Annotated in this window: 16 protein-coding genes and 5 tRNA genes; 16 read left to right on the top strand and 5 right to left on the bottom strand. The window is 53.8% G+C overall.

Annotated features, from left to right (window positions below; all coding sequences use genetic code 11):
- Positions 1-510: 510 nt before the first annotated feature.
- The 10 genes from ACEQFP_RS16115 to ACEQFP_RS16160 all read left to right on the top strand — a co-directional run bounded on the left by ACEQFP_RS16115 (position 511) and on the right by ACEQFP_RS16160 (position 5939).
- Positions 511-603 (top strand) — tRNA-Ser (locus tag ACEQFP_RS16115).
- Between the two features lie 4 nt (positions 604-607).
- Positions 608-684 (top strand) — tRNA-Arg (locus ACEQFP_RS16120).
- Between the two features lie 78 nt (positions 685-762).
- Positions 763-839 (top strand) — tRNA-Arg (locus tag ACEQFP_RS16125).
- A 71-nt stretch (positions 840-910) separates the two neighbouring features.
- Positions 911-987, top strand: a tRNA-Arg gene (locus tag ACEQFP_RS16130).
- Positions 988-1058: 71 nt separating this feature from the next.
- A tRNA-Arg gene (locus tag ACEQFP_RS16135) sits at positions 1059-1135 on the top strand.
- A gap of 337 nt (positions 1136-1472) precedes the next feature.
- Positions 1473-2048 carry a fructose-1-phosphate/6-phosphogluconate phosphatase gene (gene yqaB, locus ACEQFP_RS16140; protein ID WP_005296470.1) on the top strand — a complete coding sequence of 192 codons (576 nt, stop codon included), beginning with the start codon at positions 1473-1475 and terminating at the stop codon, positions 2046-2048.
- A complete protein-coding gene (locus ACEQFP_RS16145; RefSeq protein ID WP_005281908.1) occupies positions 2045-2473 on the top strand; it encodes a YqaA family protein in 429 nt (142 codons plus the stop codon). The genes yqaB and ACEQFP_RS16145 overlap by 4 nt, the downstream gene beginning before the upstream one ends.
- 62 nt (positions 2474-2535) lie before the next feature.
- Positions 2536-4095 (top strand): glutamate--cysteine ligase, encoded by a 1560-nt coding sequence (gene gshA, locus ACEQFP_RS16150; protein ID WP_047059200.1) that lies wholly within the window; start codon positions 2536-2538, stop codon positions 4093-4095.
- Between the two features lie 165 nt (positions 4096-4260).
- Complete coding sequence (gene luxS / locus ACEQFP_RS16155; protein ID WP_005281902.1) at positions 4261-4776, top strand: S-ribosylhomocysteine lyase; 516 nt, start codon at positions 4261-4263, stop codon at positions 4774-4776.
- Between the two features lie 158 nt (positions 4777-4934).
- Positions 4935-5939 carry an IS110 family transposase gene (locus ACEQFP_RS16160; RefSeq protein WP_098142734.1) on the top strand — a complete coding sequence of 335 codons (1005 nt, stop codon included), beginning with the start codon at positions 4935-4937 and terminating at the stop codon, positions 5937-5939.
- 305 nt (positions 5940-6244) lie between these two features.
- Here the strand turns inward: ACEQFP_RS16160 and ACEQFP_RS16165 are convergent, their stop codons facing one another.
- Positions 6245-7531 (bottom strand): HlyC/CorC family transporter, encoded by a 1287-nt coding sequence (locus ACEQFP_RS16165; protein WP_005281900.1) that lies wholly within the window; start codon positions 7529-7531, stop codon positions 6245-6247.
- A 78-nt stretch (positions 7532-7609) separates the two neighbouring features.
- Positions 7610-8398 (bottom strand): inner membrane protein YpjD, encoded by a 789-nt coding sequence (locus ACEQFP_RS16170; RefSeq protein WP_005281898.1) that lies wholly within the window; start codon positions 8396-8398, stop codon positions 7610-7612.
- A 193-nt stretch (positions 8399-8591) separates the two neighbouring features.
- Here ACEQFP_RS16170 and ffh point away from each other — a divergent pair, with 193 nt between their 5' ends.
- The 5 genes from ffh to rplS all read left to right on the top strand — a co-directional run bounded on the left by ffh (position 8592) and on the right by rplS (position 12109).
- Positions 8592-9953: a signal recognition particle protein gene (gene ffh, locus ACEQFP_RS16175; protein ID WP_370547221.1), complete on the top strand. Its 1362-nt coding sequence runs from the start codon at positions 8592-8594 to the stop codon at positions 9951-9953.
- A 149-nt stretch (positions 9954-10102) separates the two neighbouring features.
- Positions 10103-10351, top strand: coding sequence for a 30S ribosomal protein S16 (gene rpsP, locus ACEQFP_RS16180; RefSeq protein ID WP_005296478.1), 249 nt, complete (start codon positions 10103-10105; stop codon positions 10349-10351).
- Positions 10352-10369: 18 nt separating this feature from the next.
- On the top strand, positions 10370-10915 hold the full coding sequence (gene rimM, locus ACEQFP_RS16185) for a ribosome maturation factor RimM (protein WP_005281888.1): 546 nt from the start codon (positions 10370-10372) through the stop codon (positions 10913-10915).
- Between the two features lie 38 nt (positions 10916-10953).
- The gene (gene trmD / locus ACEQFP_RS16190) at positions 10954-11712 is read left to right on the top strand and encodes a tRNA (guanosine(37)-N1)-methyltransferase TrmD (protein WP_005281887.1); all 759 of its coding nucleotides are present in this window, start codon (positions 10954-10956) and stop codon (positions 11710-11712) included.
- Positions 11713-11761: 49 nt separating this feature from the next.
- Complete coding sequence (gene rplS / locus ACEQFP_RS16195; RefSeq protein ID WP_005281885.1) at positions 11762-12109, top strand: 50S ribosomal protein L19; 348 nt, start codon at positions 11762-11764, stop codon at positions 12107-12109.
- Between the two features lie 151 nt (positions 12110-12260).
- On the opposite strand, the gene ACEQFP_RS16200 is transcribed toward rplS, so the two are convergent.
- The 3 genes from ACEQFP_RS16200 to ACEQFP_RS16210 all read right to left on the bottom strand — a co-directional run bounded on the left by ACEQFP_RS16200 (position 12261) and on the right by ACEQFP_RS16210 (position 15252).
- On the bottom strand, positions 12261-12809 hold the full coding sequence (locus tag ACEQFP_RS16200) for a class I SAM-dependent methyltransferase (protein WP_068870301.1): 549 nt from the start codon (positions 12807-12809) through the stop codon (positions 12261-12263).
- A gap of 158 nt (positions 12810-12967) precedes the next feature.
- Positions 12968-13738, bottom strand: a complete 771-nt coding sequence (locus tag ACEQFP_RS16205; RefSeq protein ID WP_005296482.1) for a YdiY family protein — start codon at positions 13736-13738, stop codon at positions 12968-12970.
- A 170-nt stretch (positions 13739-13908) separates the two neighbouring features.
- Positions 13909-15252 carry an anaerobic C4-dicarboxylate transporter gene (locus ACEQFP_RS16210; RefSeq protein ID WP_005281876.1) on the bottom strand — a complete coding sequence of 448 codons (1344 nt, stop codon included), beginning with the start codon at positions 15250-15252 and terminating at the stop codon, positions 13909-13911.
- 1058 nt (positions 15253-16310) lie between these two features.
- Between ACEQFP_RS16210 and ACEQFP_RS16215 the strand changes: the two genes are divergently transcribed.
- Positions 16311-17207, top strand: a complete 897-nt coding sequence (locus ACEQFP_RS16215) for a helix-turn-helix domain-containing protein (RefSeq protein ID WP_005281869.1) — start codon at positions 16311-16313, stop codon at positions 17205-17207.

Genomic DNA, 17207 nt, shown 5'->3' on the forward strand with positions numbered 1-17207 from the left:
GCTGACTGCTGACTGCTGACTGCTGACTGCTGACTGCTGACTGCTGACTGCTGACTGCTGACTGCTGACTGCTGACTGCTGACTTGCTCTGCCCTGGTTCACGTAGACGCGTAGATGCGTCTTTATCTCAACCTATTGCGCGTTGACAGGGTTGATATTTTCGCCGAGCACCTCGCCTGAGCGAGACGTTGTTTGGCCGTGTTAGCTTTTCGTCGCTGTTTTTTCGTCCTTTGTCGCATGCCATACATGGCGTCATGCCGTCGGCGGAGAGAAAGTGGGGCGCGAGGCGTACCGGGCTAGCCTGGGTTAGACACGATTTTGCCGTTTATAAAAACGACATTCTGGTGTTATTCGCAGCGCTTTGGATGTGAAATGTGCAAACGATTCGGATTGCACGAAAACTCAGGAAAAATTGTTTGACTTATCAGCCCGTGAAAGTAATATGTGCGCCACGCAGTGCCGATGAGACAACGAAACGTTGAGTGGGCACAACTCGCAAGAGTCGCGTGTGGTGAGGTGGCCGAGAGGCTGAAGGCGCTCCCCTGCTAAGGGAGTATGCGGTCAAAAGCTGCATCGGGGGTTCGAATCCCCCCCTCACCGCCATTTTGCATCCGTAGCTCAGCTGGATAGAGTACTCGGCTACGAACCGAGCGGTCGGAGGTTCGAATCCTCCCGGATGCACCATCTTTCAGGCTTACGGCTTAGTGCGGTAAGCTGGATGCGGGAATCAGAACGCCCCGTGTCGTCAAGTAAGTTCTCTGTGCATCCGTAGCTCAGCTGGATAGAGTACTCGGCTACGAACCGAGCGGTCGGAGGTTCGAATCCTCCCGGATGCACCATTCTTTAGGTTCATGGTGATCAACGATGAATCAGACAGTGGAGTCCAGCGCTGTCGACTAGGTTATTCTGTGCATCCGTAGCTCAGCTGGATAGAGTACTCGGCTACGAACCGAGCGGTCGGAGGTTCGAATCCTCCCGGATGCACCATCCTTTAGATTCATGGTATTCAACGATGAATCAGGCAGTAGAATCCAACGCTGCCGATTATGTTATTCTGTGCATCCGTAGCTCAGCTGGATAGAGTACTCGGCTACGAACCGAGCGGTCGGAGGTTCGAATCCTCCCGGATGCACCATCTTTCGCAGAGCATGATTGCTATAACATGTTTTGCCGGCAACAGCGGTTGCCTTAGTAGTAAAAAGGGAGGATAACGTTGCGTAGCAACGGCCCTTGCGGTGAGACGCAACGCGTCGAATCATCCTCCCGGATGCACCATCTTTACTGACAAAGCCCGCTTATGCGGGCTTTGTTGCATCTGTTTCACGCTCCCGCTCTCTTTCCCTTTCAAGCAGTAACGCACCGTAAGTGCGTTAGTCCGTGCCTCGTGCTGACGATGCGTTTCCTGTCCGCGACAACCCGCCTCGTTTTACGCTAAAGTGATGCTCCATTTCCCCCAGGCTTAGAGGATGAGCATGGTGCAATATGACCATTATGATGGGCTGATTTTTGACATGGATGGTACCTTGCTCGACAGCGAGCCCATTCACCGCCAGGCTTGGCAGGAGGTCGTAGGGCGTTATGGTATGGATTATGACCTAATGGCAATGATCGCACTCAATGGCTCTCCCACAGTGCGCATCGCTCAGGCTATTATTGAACATAATCACTCCACACTCGATCCTCATGCCCTGGCTGCCGAGAAAAACCGGCTGGTTGAGGGGATGTTGTTAGATGGGGTGCGGCCGTTGCCGTTGGCGGAAGTCGCGCGTGCCTATAAGGGGCGGCGTCCGATGGCTATCGGTACCGGCAGTGAGCACCGACTGGCCGAGGCGTTGCTGCGTCGGTTAGGGCTCGGTGACTGTTTTCAGGTCATCGTGGCCGCGGATGATGTCCAACGTCATAAACCGGATCCGCAAACCTTCTTACGTTGTGCGGCGCTGATGGGCGTGGCAGCGGCACGTTGCGTGGTATTCGAGGATGCCGATTACGGTATTCAGGCGGCCGTGGCCGCTGGAATGGATTGGGTAGATGTGCGCTGTCTGCAATGAGTGAATTTTGGGCTATCGCTGGCATGTTTGTCAGTAGCTTTACCAGTGCGACCCTGCTGCCTGGAAATTCCGAAGTGGTATTGAGCGGGCTATTGATTGCCGCGCAGGCCCCGGTGTTTGGGCTGTTAGTGGCGGCGATTGTCGGTAATGTCTTGGGGGGCGCGACGAATGTGGTCATCGGTCGAGCCCTTCCTCAAGTTACCCCGCAGCGAGGATTGGCGGTAGCGCTTGGATGGTTGCAACGCTATGGCGCAGCAGCACTCCTGCTGAGTTGGTTGCCGGTCATTGGCGACCTGCTGTGTGTGTTGGCTGGCTGGTTGCGCCTACCGTGGGGCGCGGTATTGCTGTACCTAACTCTGGGTAAGGCCGTGCGTTATGCCTTGTTGGCTTGGCTAACGCTGTATGGCATGTCGTGGTGGCATTAGGCGTCCTTGCCGCTGGATGCGGTGGATGCGTTAACTCTTCTTAAAATTAGCGGGAGGTCAATTTGATCCCGGACGTATCTCAAGCCCTTAGCTGGCTAGAATCTCACCCGGATGCCCTGGATGGTATTCGGCGTGGTATCGAACGCGAAACGTTACGCGTCACTCCCGATGGGCACCTGGCTCACACGCCGCATCCTGCGGTGCTGGGAAAGGCCTTGACCCATCCTTGGATCACCACCGACTTTGCCGAGAGTCTGCTAGAGTTTATCACCCCGGTCGATGGCAATATCGACCACATGCTGGATTTCCTGCGAGATATCCACCGCTATGTGGCGCGTCATCTGGGGGATGAGCGGATGTGGCCCCTGAGCATGCCCTGTTTTATCGGCAATGAGCAGGATATTACCTTGGCGCAGTATGGCAGCAGCAATCTGGGGCGCTTTAAGACCCTCTACCGTGAGGGATTGAAGAACCGCTATGGCGCGCTGATGCAGACCATTTCTGGCGTGCATTACAACTTCTCCTTGCCACTGCGTTTCTGGCAGGCGCGTGCCGGCGTGCAAGACGCTGAGAGTGGTAAGGCGGCGATCTCCGATGGTTATTTCCGTCTGATCCGCAATTATTATCGCTTCGGTTGGGTGATCCCCTATCTGTTCGGTGCCTCACCGGCGATCTGTGGCTCCTTCCTGAATGGGCGAGAGACGGCGTTGCCGTTCGAACGTCAGGGCGGTACGTTGTTCCTGCCGTATGCCACCTCGTTACGCCTGAGCGACCTGGGCTATACCAATAAATCGCAGAGTAACCTCGGTATTACCTTCAACCATCTGGATGAGTACGTTGTCGCGTTGAAGCGTGCGATTCACACGCCTTCCGAGGAGTTTTCTCGCCTGGGCGTCGTCGATCAGGGGCACTATCGCCAGTTGAACGCCAATGTGCTGCAGATTGAAAACGAGTTGTACGCCCCGATCCGTCCCAAGCGGGTGACCCGTGACGACGAGTCGCCATCGGATGCCTTATTGCGTGCGGGAATCGAGTATATCGAGGTGCGCTCCCTGGATATTAACCCGTTCAGCCCCATCGGGGTCGAGGCCGAGCAGTGCCGTTTCCTCGATCTATTCCTGATCTGGTGTGTGTTGGCCGATGCGCCGGAGATGAGTAGCGATGAGCTGCTGTGTACGCGTCAGAACTGGAATCGCGTGATTCTGGAGGGGCGTAAGCCGGGGCAGACGATCGGCATCGGTTGTCACGATGCGCGTCAGCCGTTGCCCTATGTCGGGAAGGCGTTGTTTGCCGATCTGCTGCGGGTCGCCGAAGTCTTGGATGGGATCAACGGCGATCGCTGTTATCAGCAGGTGTGTACTCGTTTGGTCGCCGCCTTCGAGGATGTCTCCTTGACCTACTCGGCGCGCGTGATGGCTCAGATGGGGAATAACGGTATCGGCGGTTATGGCTTGGCCTTGGCGCAGCGTTATCGTGAGCAACTGTGTGCCGAGCCGTTGACGTTGTTGGATGAGGCAGAGTTGGCCCGCCAGGCGCAGGCGTCTATCGATCGCCAGGCGGCGTTGGAGTCGGCAGATAGCGAGCCGTTCGAGCACTATCTCCATCGACATGCCGGCGCATAAGGGTAAGAAAAGAAAAAGGCCACGATACCTGTGGCCAAATATGCATCTCTGAGAACAGGGATGATGATAACAAATGCGCGTCTTTCATATACTGAGAGTCGTACGATGGGAAAAGGTTTCCTAAAAAGCGAAAAAAATATTTTTTTACCTTGAGGAGGTGATGAAATGCCATTATTGGATAGCTTCACTGTCGACCATACGCGTATGGCCGCACCGGCGGTTCGTGTCGCGAAAAAGATGACGACGCCGCATGGCGATCAGATTACGGTATTCGATCTGCGCTTCTGCCGCCCGAATAAGGCCATTCTGCCGGAGCGCGGCATTCATACGTTGGAGCATCTGTTTGCCGGCTTTATGCGCGACCATCTCAACGGCGATGGGGTCGAGATCATCGATATTTCACCGATGGGTTGCCGTACCGGCTTCTATATGAGCCTGATCGGTACGCCGGACGAAGCGCGTGTCGCGGCGGCTTGGACGGCGGCGATGGAGGATGTGTTGCAGGTCCAGGATCAGCATCATATCCCCGAGTTGAATGAGTTCCAGTGCGGGACCTGTAACATGCACTCCCTGACGGAGGCGCAGCAGATCGCCCGTGATATTCTGGCTAGCGGCATCGGCATCAACCACAATGACGATCTGGCGCTGTCTGCCGAACAACTGGCGCGTTTGCACCCGTAAGCGTGAGGGCACGCTGAGCGCGATACCCGGCAATAACGGTCACGCGCGGCCCGATAGAAAAGCCCCCACAGAGATGATCTGCGGGGGCTAATGAGATGGTCACCCCCACCCTGTGAGCGGTACGCTGGCAGGGTGTTTTTCTTTCTGGAGAGGCCATCATGGAAAACATTGCGCTTATTGGTATCGATCTCGGTAAACACTCTTTTCATGTTCACTGCCAGGATAAATCTGGTAAGGCGCTTTTGCGTAAGAAATTCACGCGCACGAAGCTAATGCAGTTTCTGGCAACATGTCCGTCCGCAGTTGTTGTTATGGAAGCTTGTGCCGGTGCGCATTTTATGGCGCGGCGTATCAGCGATATTGGCCATGAAGCAAAACTTATCTCTCCGCAATTCGTGCGTCCGTTTGTCAAAAGTAATAAAAATGATTTTGTTGACGCTGAAGCAATATGTGAAGCTGCATCCCGACCATCCATGCGTTTTGTCCAGCCCAGAACAGAAGGACAGCAGGCGATGCGAGCATTGCATCGGGTCAGGGAATCATTCATCAGAGACAAGGTGAAAACAATCAACCAGATGCACGGTTTTTTACTGGAATTTGGTATCAGTCTGCCAATAGGCGATTCAGTCATTAAGCGGTTGTCCCTGGTGCTCGCGGAACATGAAATACCTGAATATTTGAGCCGTTTGCTGATGAAATTGCATGCCCACTATCTTTATCTTGTTGAGCAAATAACAGAGCTGGAATCAGAATTGAACCAGTCAATCAAAGTTGATGATACTGCTCAACGTATTATGACAATACCCGGTGTCGGACCGATTACGGCCAGTCTTCTCTCATCCCAACTCGGTGATGGCAAACAATTTTCACGTAGTAGGGATTTTGCGGCTTCCACCGGACTTGTTCCACGGCAATACAGCACTGGAGGTAAATCAACTTTGCTGGGTATCAGCAAGCGGGGTGATAAAAATCTACGGCGCTTACTGGTTCAGTGTGCCCGATCGTTCATGATGCGCCTGGAACATCAGCAAGGCAGGTTAGCTGAATGGGTCAGGGGACAACTCAGTAACAGACACTCGAATGTTGTCGCCTGCGCTCTGGCAAACAAACTGGCACGGATAGCTTGGGCAATCACGACTAATCACAATGAATATCAGGCTTGATATATGCTGTGCTGAATCAATAGGTTGATTATTAAGTAGTGAAATAGCAGTTACCCATCCGGTTTTGCGAAGACTGATTATTGATGACATGAACGGCATATCGGCCTGATGAGAAACCTCATATAAAAAATGGCTCACTGAAGCCGAGGGGCTTTTTAGGTTCATCAGGTGCGGAACTCATCGTGGCGCGGGCATCCATGCCCATAATGACGCCGGATAGATTTAAGCAAGCCAACCAATAATCAAAAATCAGTGTTGCAAAAATGGGGGTGACCATAGATTTTTTAGTGCTTATCGTCCAGGCGTTAGGTGTGTTCGCCCGCGAGTGGGGCGCGTAACAGCGAGACGCGCACCCGCTTGATCATGTTTTCCTGTACATCGAGGATTTCGATGAAGTAGTTGCCGATGGTCACCTGGGCGCCCGGTTGCGGGATCTCTTCCAGCGTCTCCAATAGCATGCCGTTGATGGTGCGTGCGCCTTCGGCGGGCAGTGTCCAATTGAAGGCCTTATTCAGCTCACGGATATTGGCACTGCCGTCGATCAGTACGCTGCCATCGCTCTGCGGTAGCACCTCTTCGGCCAGGGAGGGGGACATGGAGGTGGTGAAGTCGCCGACGATCTCCTCCAGGATATCCTCGACGGAGATCAGCCCTTTGATATCGCCGTACTCGTCGACCACGATACCGACTTTCTCCTTATTCCGCTGGAACTTGAGCAACTGCACATTGAGCTGTGTCCCCTCAGGAATGTAGTAGATCTCGTCGGCGGCGCGCAGCAGGTTCTCCTTATTGAACTCCTGCTTCTCGATCAGTTGCCGGTAAGCCTCGCGCACGCGCAGCATGCCGATGGCATCATCCAGGCCGTCGCGAAACAAGACGATGCGACCATGGGGTGAGTGGGTCAGCTGGCGTAGGATCGATTTCCAATCATCATTGACGTCGATGCCGACGATCTCGTTGCGCGGCACCATGATGTCCTCCACCGAGATCTTGTCCAGATCCAGCACCGAGATCAGCATGTCCTGATTACGGCGTGAGATCTGCGAGCGTGACTCGTTGACGATGGTACGTAGCTCCTCTTTACTCACCGCATCGCTGCGATTGACGTGCGGCTGAATACCGCACATCCGCAGCAACAGGCGAGTGATGCCATTCAGTAGCCAGACCAACGGCATCATCACCTTTTGTAGCGGGCCGAGTAATAAGCTGCTGGGAAAGGCGACGCGCTCCGGGTAGAGGGCGGCGAAGGTCTTGGGCATGACCTCGGCGAAGATCAGAATGACGAAGGTGAGGATACCGGTGGCGATGGCGACGCCGCTGTCGCCGTATAGCCGCATGCCCACGATGGTAGCCAAGGCCGAGGCGAGGATGTTGACCAGGTTATTCCCGATCAGCACCAGGCTTATCAGGCGATCAGGGTGCTGCAATAGGCGCTCGACACGCCGGGCGGGCCGCACGCCCTGCTTTGCCAGATGGCGCAGGCGGTAGCGGTTGAGGGTCATCATCCCGGTTTCCGAGGCGGAGAAGTAGGCGGAGATAATCACCATCAGCAGCAGGATGGCGATCAGTGTGCCGGTAGAGACGTGCTCCAAGCGGGTATTCCTTATGGTGATTAACGATCTGCCCCGCGCGAGGGCGGCGGGGCGATGATACTGGCATGCTGGCGGGGGTTACTGGACAACCCCCATCATGATCCGACTGCCGAAGTAGGCCAGGGTTAAGAGTAAGGCTCCGGCCAGGCTGCACCAGACCACGGGGCGGCCACGCCAGCCACGGCGGTAATGGCCCCAGAGCAAGGTGACGTACACGATCCAGGCCAGCACTGACAACAGCGCCTTGTGCATGTTCTCGGCATCGAACAGGTGCTCCATATACAGCACGCCGGTAATCAGTGTCAGGGTCAGTAGCACTACACCGACCTGGGTAATGTGGAACATCTTGCGTTCAATGCTCATCAGCGGCGGCATGTCGGCGCTCAGGGTAAGCTTCTTATTCTTCAGCAGGTAGTCCATCCAGGCCAACTGGAAGGCGTACAGCGCCGCGATGATCAGCGTGGCATAGGAAAAGAGCGCCAGGCCGATGTGAACGAGCAATGAGGGGGTCGCCTCCAGATGGGTGATGAACTCGCCGGGGACAAAACTGGCGAGCCCCAGGTTGATCAGGGCGAAACTGTAGACGATAGGCAGCAGAAACCAACCGCGATCGCGTGAGGCCACGACGGTCATCACCAGGCAAATCAGCAGGCTGACGGATGACCCCATATTCAACAAGCTCAGATTTTGCCCGGCGCTGACGTCGAAGATACGTTGATAGAGTGCGACGGCATGGCACAACAAGGCGCCGCTGGCGAAGGTGAGCGCCAGCCGCCGATAGGTGCGATTATTACGCGCCAGACCGGGAACGATCAGCCCCAGGCTGAGCAGATAGGCAATCATAGCCGTGATGGCAAATACGGGCATAGCGAGTTTATTCTGACTGAGTGAATGAGGATCTTAGTATAGCGTTAGCGGGGTCACGCTCCAACCGCTGCCGGCTAGCAATGCGCGCCGTGGGGGAGAGAATCGCAGGGCTTCGTGTTATACTCGCCGCCATCTTTAGCGATGTCGTCGCCTGACGGCCCGTTTTGCATTGGTACTACGTTGAGCATAAACCATGTTTGAGAATCTAAGCGATCGATTGTCGCGCACGCTGCGCAACATCAGTGGCCGCGGGCGACTGACCGAAGATAACATCAAAGATACCCTGCGCGAAGTGCGCATGGCGCTGCTGGAAGCCGACGTGGCGTTGCCGGTGGTGCGTGATTTCATCAATCGGGTGAAAGAGAGCGCACTGGGCCAAGAGGTGAATAAGAGCCTGACGCCGGGGCAAGAGTTCGTCAAGATTGTGCAGGACGAATTGACGCGCGCCATGGGCGAGGCGAACACCGAGTTGAACCTGGCCGCGCAGCCGCCAGCGGTGGTGCTGATGGCCGGTCTCCAAGGGGCCGGTAAGACGACCAGCGTCGGTAAGCTGGGTAAGTTCCTCAAAGAGAAACAAAAGAAAAAGGTGCTGGTTGTCTCCGCCGACGTGTATCGCCCGGCGGCGATCAAACAGTTGGAGACCTTGGCACAGGGCGTGGGCGTCGATTTCTTCCCTTCCGATGTGCAAGAGCGTCCGCTGGATATCGTGCAGCGTGCGCTGACCCACGCCAAGCAGAAATTCTATGATGTATTGATCGTCGATACCGCCGGTCGCTTGCATGTCGATGAAGTGATGATGGAGGAGATCAAACAGATCCACGCGGCAATCACTCCGGTGGAAACGCTGTTTGTCGTCGATGCCATGACCGGCCAAGATGCGGCCAATACCGCTAGCGCCTTTAATCAGGCGCTGCCATTGACCGGTGTGGTACTGACCAAAGTCGATGGCGATGCACGCGGCGGTGCGGCGCTCTCGATTCGCCATATCACCGGTAAGCCGATCAAGTTCCTCGGTGTCGGCGAGAAGACGGATGCGTTGGAGCCGTTCCATCCGGATCGCGTCGCATCACGTATCCTGGGTATGGGCGACGTCCTGTCGCTGATCGAAGAGCTGGAGAGCAAGGTCGATCGGGAGCAGGCCGAGAAGCTGGCGACCAAGTTGAAGAAGGGCGATGGTTTCGACCTGAACGACTTTATGGAGCAGCTTAAGCAGATGCGCAACATGGGCGGGATGACCTCCATGCTGGCCAAATTGCCGGGCGTCGGTCAGTTGCCGGATAACGTTAAAGCGCAGATGGATGATAAGGTGTTGGTGCGAATGGAGGCGATCATCAGTTCGATGACGCTGAAAGAGCGTAACCATCCGGAGATCATCAAAGGGTCGCGCAAACGTCGCATCGCGCAGGGCTCTGGCATGCAGGTGCAAGACGTCAACCGCCTGTTGAAGCAGTTTGACGAGATGCAGCGCATGATGAAGAAGATGAAGAAAGGCGGAATGGCGAAGATGATGCGCGGCATGCGTGGCATGATGCCGCCAGGATTCCCGGGGCGTTAATCCGCGGCTCTCGGAGCGAAAAGCGGCGCTGGCAGTTGCTTTTCGCGCCAAAATGAGTAAAATTTTCGGGCTTTTATGTTCGTATGAACAAGGACACCGGGCTCCGTTCCTCGATGGGGTCTGGTGTTTTATTTACTAATGAGGATGTTATGGTAACCATTCGTTTAGCACGTGGCGGCGCGAAAAAGCGTCCGTTTTATCAAGTAGTAGTGACCGACAGCCGTAATGCTCGTGATGGTCGTTTCATCGAGCGCGTTGGCTTCTTCAACCCGGTTGCAACCGGTAGCGCCGAAGGCCTGCGTCTGGACCTGGATCGTGTAAGCCACTGGGTTTCCCAGGGCGCGACCGTTTCTGATCGCGTAGCTGCGCTGATCAAAGAAGCTCAGAAAGCGGCTTAATCCGTTGCGGTGGTCACGATGAGCATACAAAATAAGCCGGCGATGGACAAAGCAGTCATTCTGGGGAAACTCGGTTCTGCGTACGGCATCCGCGGCTGGCTCAGAGTGTTTTCCTCCACCGAGGATGCCGAGAGCATTTTCGATTACCAGCCCTGGTTTATTCAGCAGGGGGGTAAGTGGGTTGCGATTGAGCTGGAAAGCTGGCGTAACCACAGTCAGGATCTGGTCATCAAGATCAAAGGTATTGATGATCGCGATGCGGCTAACGCCTTGGTGAATCGAGAGATCGCCGTGGACGAGTCGCAACTGCCTGCGCTGGAAGAGGGCGACTACTACTGGAAAGACCTGATGGGCTGCCAGGTGGTCACCGTCGCCGGCTATGAGTTGGGTAAAGTCACTGCGATGATGGAAACCGGCTCTAACGACGTCTTAGTCGTCAAGGCGAACCTGAAAGATGCATTCGGTATCAAGGAGCGGTTGATTCCGTTCCTCGACGGGCAGGTGATCAAGAAAGTCGATCTCACTGCTAAGAGTATTGAAGTAGATTGGGATCCTGGTTTTTGACCTCCGAGACTAACGGTTGCAGCGAGTGGGACACGACAATGTGGATTGGTGTTGTTAGCCTGTTTCCCGAGATGTTCCGCGCCATCACCGATTACGGGGTAACTGGCCGGGCGGTAAAAAATGGCCTGCTTAGCGTGCAGTGCTGGAATCCTCGTGATTTCACCCACGATCGACACCGTACCGTGGACGACCGTCCTTATGGCGGCGGACCGGGGATGTTGATGATGGTACAACCCTTGCGGGATGCCATCCATGCGGCAAAGGCAGCGGCAGGCGAAGGGGCGAAAGTGATTTATCTCTCGCCTCAGGGGCGCAAACTCGACCAGCAAGGAGTTTGTGAACTCTCCGCGGCTCAGAAGCTGATTCTGGTCTGCGGGCGTTATGAAGGTATTGATGAGCGCGTGATCCAAGCCGAGGTCGATGAAGAATGGTCGATCGGTGATTACGTTCTCAGCGGCGGTGAACTGCCGGCCATGACCTTGATCGACTCTATCTCACGGTTTGTCCCGGGGGTATTGGGCGATCAGGCCTCGGCGCAGGAAGATTCATTCGTCGACGGGCTGCTGGATTGCCCGCACTATACCCGACCTGAGGTGTTACAAGGCAAGGAAGTTCCGCCAGTATTACTGTCGGGCAACCATGCCGAGATCCGTCGCTGGCGCTTAAAGCAGTCGCTGGGCCGAACCTGGCTGAGAAGACCTGAACTTCTAGAAAGCCTAGCTCTGACTGACGAGCAAGCAAAGCTGCTGGCGCAGTTCCGTGAGGAGCATGCCGCGCAGCAGGAACATGAAGGCTGAGACCGTAGGGTCGAGCCGTATATCAGTTTACCTAGGGTAAGAGATTATTATGAGCAATATCATTAAGCAGCTTGAACAAGAGCAGATGAAGCAAGACGTACCTGCGTTCCGTCCGGGTGATTCCGTGGAAGTTAAGGTATGGGTCGTTGAAGGTTCTAAGAAGCGTCTGCAGGCATTCGAGGGCGTGGTTATCGCTATTCGTAACCGCGGTCTGCACTCTGCATTCACTGTTCGCAAGATTTCTAACGGCGAAGGTGTTGAGCGTGTATTCCAGACTCACTCACCGGTTATCGACAGCATCGCTGTTAAGCGCCGTGGTGCCGTTCGTAAAGCTAAACTGTACTACCTGCGTGAGCGTACTGGTAAGGCAGCTCGTATTAAAGAGCGTCTGAACTAAGATAACGCTTTCGCTACATCCGAAAGTAGTTAAGTGATAAGGGGTTGGCCATCTGGTCAGCCCCTTTTTTTTATGTTTGTGTCCCGATTATGCCCACGCCGATGTCGCCTAGGCTTGGCTCAGGGTGAGCAGGATGGTTACACGGGCGGGTTTAACGAGGACGGCACAGGTAGACAAAGGCGGGGGGCAGGTTGCGCCATACCAGTGAGCGTTGCCAGTGAAAGTGGCGGGCCAGGTGACTTTCGAGCAACGGGCTGTATTGGAACTGAATAAAGTATCCGCCAGGCTTGAGCGCGAGTGCGGTAGCGCTCAGGATGGTGTGGCGCAGTTCGGCGCTAAAGGCCAGTAAGGGTAAACCAGAGAAGATCACATCGTAGCGTTGGCTGATCTCGCTGGCCGAGGTGTTGTGCACCTGAGTACGCCAATCGGCTAATTGTTGCAGGGCTTGGCAAAAATGGGGATTAGTCTCAAAGATATCCAAGTGAGCATCGTGAGGCATGTGGCGCTGAATATGGCGGGTTAATACGCCGGTTCCCGCGCCAAACTCGGCGATGGAGTGGGTCTGTCGCCAATCGACAGGGCGTACCATTTCACGGCACAGGAAGGGCGTCGAGGGTGAGATAGCCCCTACCGTACGGGGAGAGCGGACAAATTGCGTGATAAAGCCGGCTGTTGTTTTGAGTGATTCGGTAAAGAGCATGATACCGCCTCCTATAGGCTTTGAGGTGTATCGGGTATTACAGCGCCGAAAGCTTAACTGGATATTAATTAACTGCGTAAAGAAGAATAAAGAAGAGTCAAACGGCCGCCGTTCTGTCGAGGCAGGCGGCCGTTACTACGTATGGCAAACGGAGGGCGTTACAGGTTGTACTGTAGCGTGATGGCGCTGGTGCGGTCGGTGTGCTTAGGCGCGCTGGCTGGCGGTTCGCTGTTATAGGTCACGTTGTAGGAGAGGCGTAGGGAGAACGCATCGTTGATACCGACGTTTAACGCGGTCTCTGAGTTCAGCGTGGTGTCTTCGTTGGAGAGCGCGGAGACCCCTTGAGTGAACTGGGTGTTGGTCGTGACTTGGTAGGTGTAGTTGGCGGCACCATAGGCGAGCGCGCGCGTCGCGCGTCCTCCCCCCTGATATTCGTCATGGCGTACGCCGGGGCCGAATTCGACGCGCAGATCCTGGGTTGGAGAGGAGAAGATCTGACGACCATAGCCCGCCGTACCGGTAGTCCGTGAGGCATAGCCAGCGAAACGGTCATTCAACCAGTTCACTTGGCCAAACATGTAGTTTTCTTGGGTAACGTTAAAGCGGGTACGACCGCCGGCTTGATATTTCTCTGCCGAGCGAGTGCCATTCGACTCGGCATTATTGGCGGTGCCCCATAGACTGTAGGCGGTAGCTGCATCCCGGTTGAACCAGGTCATGGTGGTGTTGGCCAGCAGGCTGGAGTTATTACTGTTGCCCGATTGGGAGTTATAACCCGCTTGGATATTGCCAATAAAGGGCTGCTTGGCGGTGGAGGGATCGTCTAGCGCGGTAAATAGCGTGCTATCGGCGAAGGCACTGGTGTAATTGAGTATGACGGTGAGGCCAATCAGTGTCGGTAATGTTTTGGTGACGCGTGAGCGGAGCATGATGTTTCCAATAGAAAAAGGATAATGCCAAAGTTGACAGGCGTCACATTATAGCGGGTGATAATGTGGCCAAAAATGGTAATTATTAGCTTATTTTTTATTGCAGACAGGCGGTGTTATACGCTTTTTTTATATCGGCCTCCAGAAGGAGGCCGATATCGGGGGGAGGCTTAGTAGAAGCTGGCGACCAACAGATAGCCTACACAGCAAGAGGTGATAACCCCAATAAAGCCAGGCAGGATAAAGCTGTGGTTAATAATAAACTTACCGATGCGCGTGGTGCCAGAGCGGTCGAAACCGATACAGGCCAGGTCGCTGGGGTAGGTCGGCAGAACGAAGTAGCCATAGGCAGCCGGGAAGAAAGCCAGCAACATCTTGGGCTCGACACCTAAGGATAATCCCATCGGTGCGATGGCGGTCAGCGCCGCGGCCTGACTATTGACCAGCTTGGAAACCAGGAACAGTACCAAGGCGTAGGTCCAGGGATGACTCTTGACCACATCTTCCAGCACCAGACGTAGATCCTGCATATGGGCTTGGAAGAAGGTATCGCTCATCCAGGCGACGCCGAATACGGAGAAGATCGCGACCATGCCCGCCTTGAAGACCGCCCCGTTAGAGATTTCACCCGGCTTCACTTTGCAAGACATCAGGATGATGGCGCCGGCGATCAGCATCATCATCTGAATCACCAGGTTCATCGATAATGGTTTCAGAACCCCTTTGACCTCAAAGGCGGGACGTAGATCGGCAAAGGCGCCGAGCAGGACCACGACGGCGATGGCAGCGAAGAAGATCCAGGTTGCCCAGTAAGCCTGTTTGGGGAACGTCTGATTCAGCAGGGTTTGGCTGTCACCATAGATATAGGCGCGCTGTTCGGGATCTTTGAGCTTCTCTTGAAAGACCGGGTCCTTATCCAGATCTTTACCGCGACGGAGACTCCACAGCGCGGCGACCAGAACCCCGCACAAGGAGGCCGGTACGGAAACTGACAGAATATCCAGGATAGTGAATGCTTGGCCAATACCGTGTGCCGCACCGAGGATGGAGACTAACGAGACGACCGCGACGGAGACCGGAGAGGCGGTGATCGCCATCTGTGAGGCCACGGAGGCGACAGCCATCGGACGTTCTGGGCGGATACCCTTTTTCAGGGCGATATCTGCGATGATGGGGAACATGGTATAGACCACATGGCCCGTTCCGCACAGGAAGGTTAGCGTCCAGGTGGTGAGGGGAGCCAGGATGGTGATGTGTTGTGGGTGACGACGCAGCAGGCGCTCGGCGAACTGCATCATGACATTCAGCCCGCCGGCCGTTTGCAGTACCGCGGCACAGCCAATGACGGCTAGAATGGTCAGGATCACCTCGACAGGGGGCTTCCCGGGGACTAAGTCGAAAACAAAAGTGAGAACGAAGAGACCAATACCACTGATCAATCCGAGCCCCATCCCGCCATAGCGTGTTCCCAGCAATAGACAGATGATGATAATGGCAAATTGTAGCGTGACCATAGATTCCCTTTTTTCTTATTCTCCCGGATCTTTGCGCAAGATGATGCGAGAACCGGGGATTAACGATATCGCTTGTGATATATGTGGATTAATACTCTAGTTGTTCTGGCTATGATTCTGGGAGATTGCTCTCCCTTTATAAAAATAAAGAATATAATCAGAATGGAAATTGATCTGCATAAACTATTGTTGAGAAAATAAAAGGAAATATCGAGTGAGTCAGCTGAGATGGTCTGGCTTAGCGGTAAGACATTCTTTTTTTGTTAATAACTTTGATGATGGTGGTAAACAGTCACGTAGTGTGTGCTTTCCCATACGTGGTAGCGAACAAGTAAAATTCATTATTCTGCTTATAATTATCGATGTGTTGTTTTGCCGCTCTGGGAATGGAGTCCTCTTACCTATTTATCTGAGCCTATAGCATCGTGGTAATGACTTAAGTCGCCGTGTTTTCTTAGTGGCATGCCGCTGGGAGCGCCTGTGCATAGGGTTAATTAATTGAACAGAATGTTATGCACATTATGTAATTAATTGCGCGAATTGAATACATGTGATGAGTGTGCGTTCTATCATAGCCAGGCAGGGCGAGAGTATGCCGCTGGAGTCCCGCCTCACAGTGCGTGGGCAGGATGTGAGGCGTGGCACCCGATAGCGGCAGATGCTGTTCTGGAGGGATTCGCTGAGGCTGGAAGGGCAATCATAGCGTTTAATTAATTTTATAGTCAATTTAAGCAGCGCCAGGGATTATTTATTATAGAGTGTGATTAATAATAAAAGATAGCGTTCATTAGTCTATTGGTGAAAATGATCTCCCCAGATATTGTTATCTGGAGAGGATATGCTGAGATAGCGATAGGTATGGCGGGATTACTACGCGATAATTATCTATTAGCAACCAGGGGTATTTATTATTCCGTTGCGAGATGTCTTATTAATCGTATCGATAGGATGTCGCTGAGCGTGAATAAAAACATTGATAAGAGATGTATGACATTATCAGCGGATTAATCATGATAGCACTTTGACTTGTTCCATTTTTATGCGGGTGCGGAGCGACGATGGCCGAGATCATTACACATTCGCTGTTCACTTATGGTATTGAAAATTTTACTGCTTGGAGCCATTTTTTTCAGCAGCATACGGCGTGTGGTAGGATAAGAATTAATGCACAACAGGATGATTTTTTTGGCGAGAGCGAGATACATCAGCTAGCTAATGGTGCTCGTGTCGTGGTGATCCGGACCACGCCCGGGATGATCGAGAAGTATGAGCATTCAAGACCCGTTTATGGTCTGGTATACACGGAAACACCGTTGCAATGTACTCTCGATGGCCGTGCTATTACGGTGCGGAGTAAAGAGTGTCTTTTGCTGAATGGTGCGCAGCCATTTAGTATGGCCTCATCACTATTGCGCTCGACAGTGTCGGTATTATTGCCGGAAGCGTGTTTTGGACAATATGCTGCAGCCGTCGAACGCCTATTCGATGGACGGCTGGCATCGACACTTCCCTTCGGTAAACTGATCACCAGCATGGCGGCGGAAAGCCATACCGCGGCAGCGTTAACCGAGAAGATCACCGTGCTGATTAATCTTTTGATTATCTCGAGTAATATTTCGACACGGCGCGCGCTTAATAAATTCGATTATCTTAATAACCTCATTCTCACACATTGTCGGAGTACCGACTTTTCGCTTGCCAAGTTAGTACACATCAGTGGTATGTCGAAACGCTCTATCCAGTATGTATTCTCTCAGCAAAATACACGTTTTCAGGTACTCTTGGTACAGGCGCGTCTGACCTGTTTGTTACAGGAGATGCAGCATACACCCACTCGCTCGTTAAGTGACATTGTCAAGCGCTGTGGCTATCGCTCCTTTTTGACGGCATCACGCCACTTTCGTGACTATTACCAGGAGTCATTGCCTAGCTATTATATTAAATATGCCTTATAG

This window comes from Edwardsiella sp. A.80236 (assembly GCF_044540725.1).
In the GTDB taxonomy this organism is placed as follows: domain Bacteria; phylum Pseudomonadota; class Gammaproteobacteria; order Enterobacterales; family Enterobacteriaceae; genus Edwardsiella; species Edwardsiella tarda.

Bases quoted from the DNA above. Each gene is read 5' to 3' on its own strand.
- yqaB (WP_005296470.1), top strand. From the start codon at position 1,473: ATGGTGCAATATGACCATTATGATGGGCTGATTTTTGACATGGATGGT.
- ACEQFP_RS16170 (WP_005281898.1), bottom strand. From the start codon at position 8,398: ATGCCCGTATTTGCCATCACGGCTATGATTGCCTATCTGCTCAGCCTG.
- ACEQFP_RS16215 (WP_005281869.1), top strand. From the start codon at position 16,311: ATGGCCGAGATCATTACACATTCGCTGTTCACTTATGGTATTGAAAAT.
- ACEQFP_RS16160 (WP_098142734.1), top strand. From the start codon at position 4,935: ATGGAAAACATTGCGCTTATTGGTATCGATCTCGGTAAACACTCTTTT.
- ffh (WP_370547221.1), top strand. From the start codon at position 8,592: ATGTTTGAGAATCTAAGCGATCGATTGTCGCGCACGCTGCGCAACATC.
- ACEQFP_RS16205 (WP_005296482.1), bottom strand. From the start codon at position 13,738: ATGCTCCGCTCACGCGTCACCAAAACATTACCGACACTGATTGGCCTC.
- trmD (WP_005281887.1), top strand. From the start codon at position 10,954: ATGTGGATTGGTGTTGTTAGCCTGTTTCCCGAGATGTTCCGCGCCATC.
- ACEQFP_RS16210 (WP_005281876.1), bottom strand. From the start codon at position 15,252: ATGGTCACGCTACAATTTGCCATTATCATCATCTGTCTATTGCTGGGA.
- rpsP (WP_005296478.1), top strand. From the start codon at position 10,103: ATGGTAACCATTCGTTTAGCACGTGGCGGCGCGAAAAAGCGTCCGTTT.
- rplS (WP_005281885.1), top strand. From the start codon at position 11,762: ATGAGCAATATCATTAAGCAGCTTGAACAAGAGCAGATGAAGCAAGAC.
- rimM (WP_005281888.1), top strand. From the start codon at position 10,370: ATGAGCATACAAAATAAGCCGGCGATGGACAAAGCAGTCATTCTGGGG.
- ACEQFP_RS16200 (WP_068870301.1), bottom strand. From the start codon at position 12,809: ATGCTCTTTACCGAATCACTCAAAACAACAGCCGGCTTTATCACGCAA.
- luxS (WP_005281902.1), top strand. From the start codon at position 4,261: ATGCCATTATTGGATAGCTTCACTGTCGACCATACGCGTATGGCCGCA.
- ACEQFP_RS16145 (WP_005281908.1), top strand. From the start codon at position 2,045: ATGAGTGAATTTTGGGCTATCGCTGGCATGTTTGTCAGTAGCTTTACC.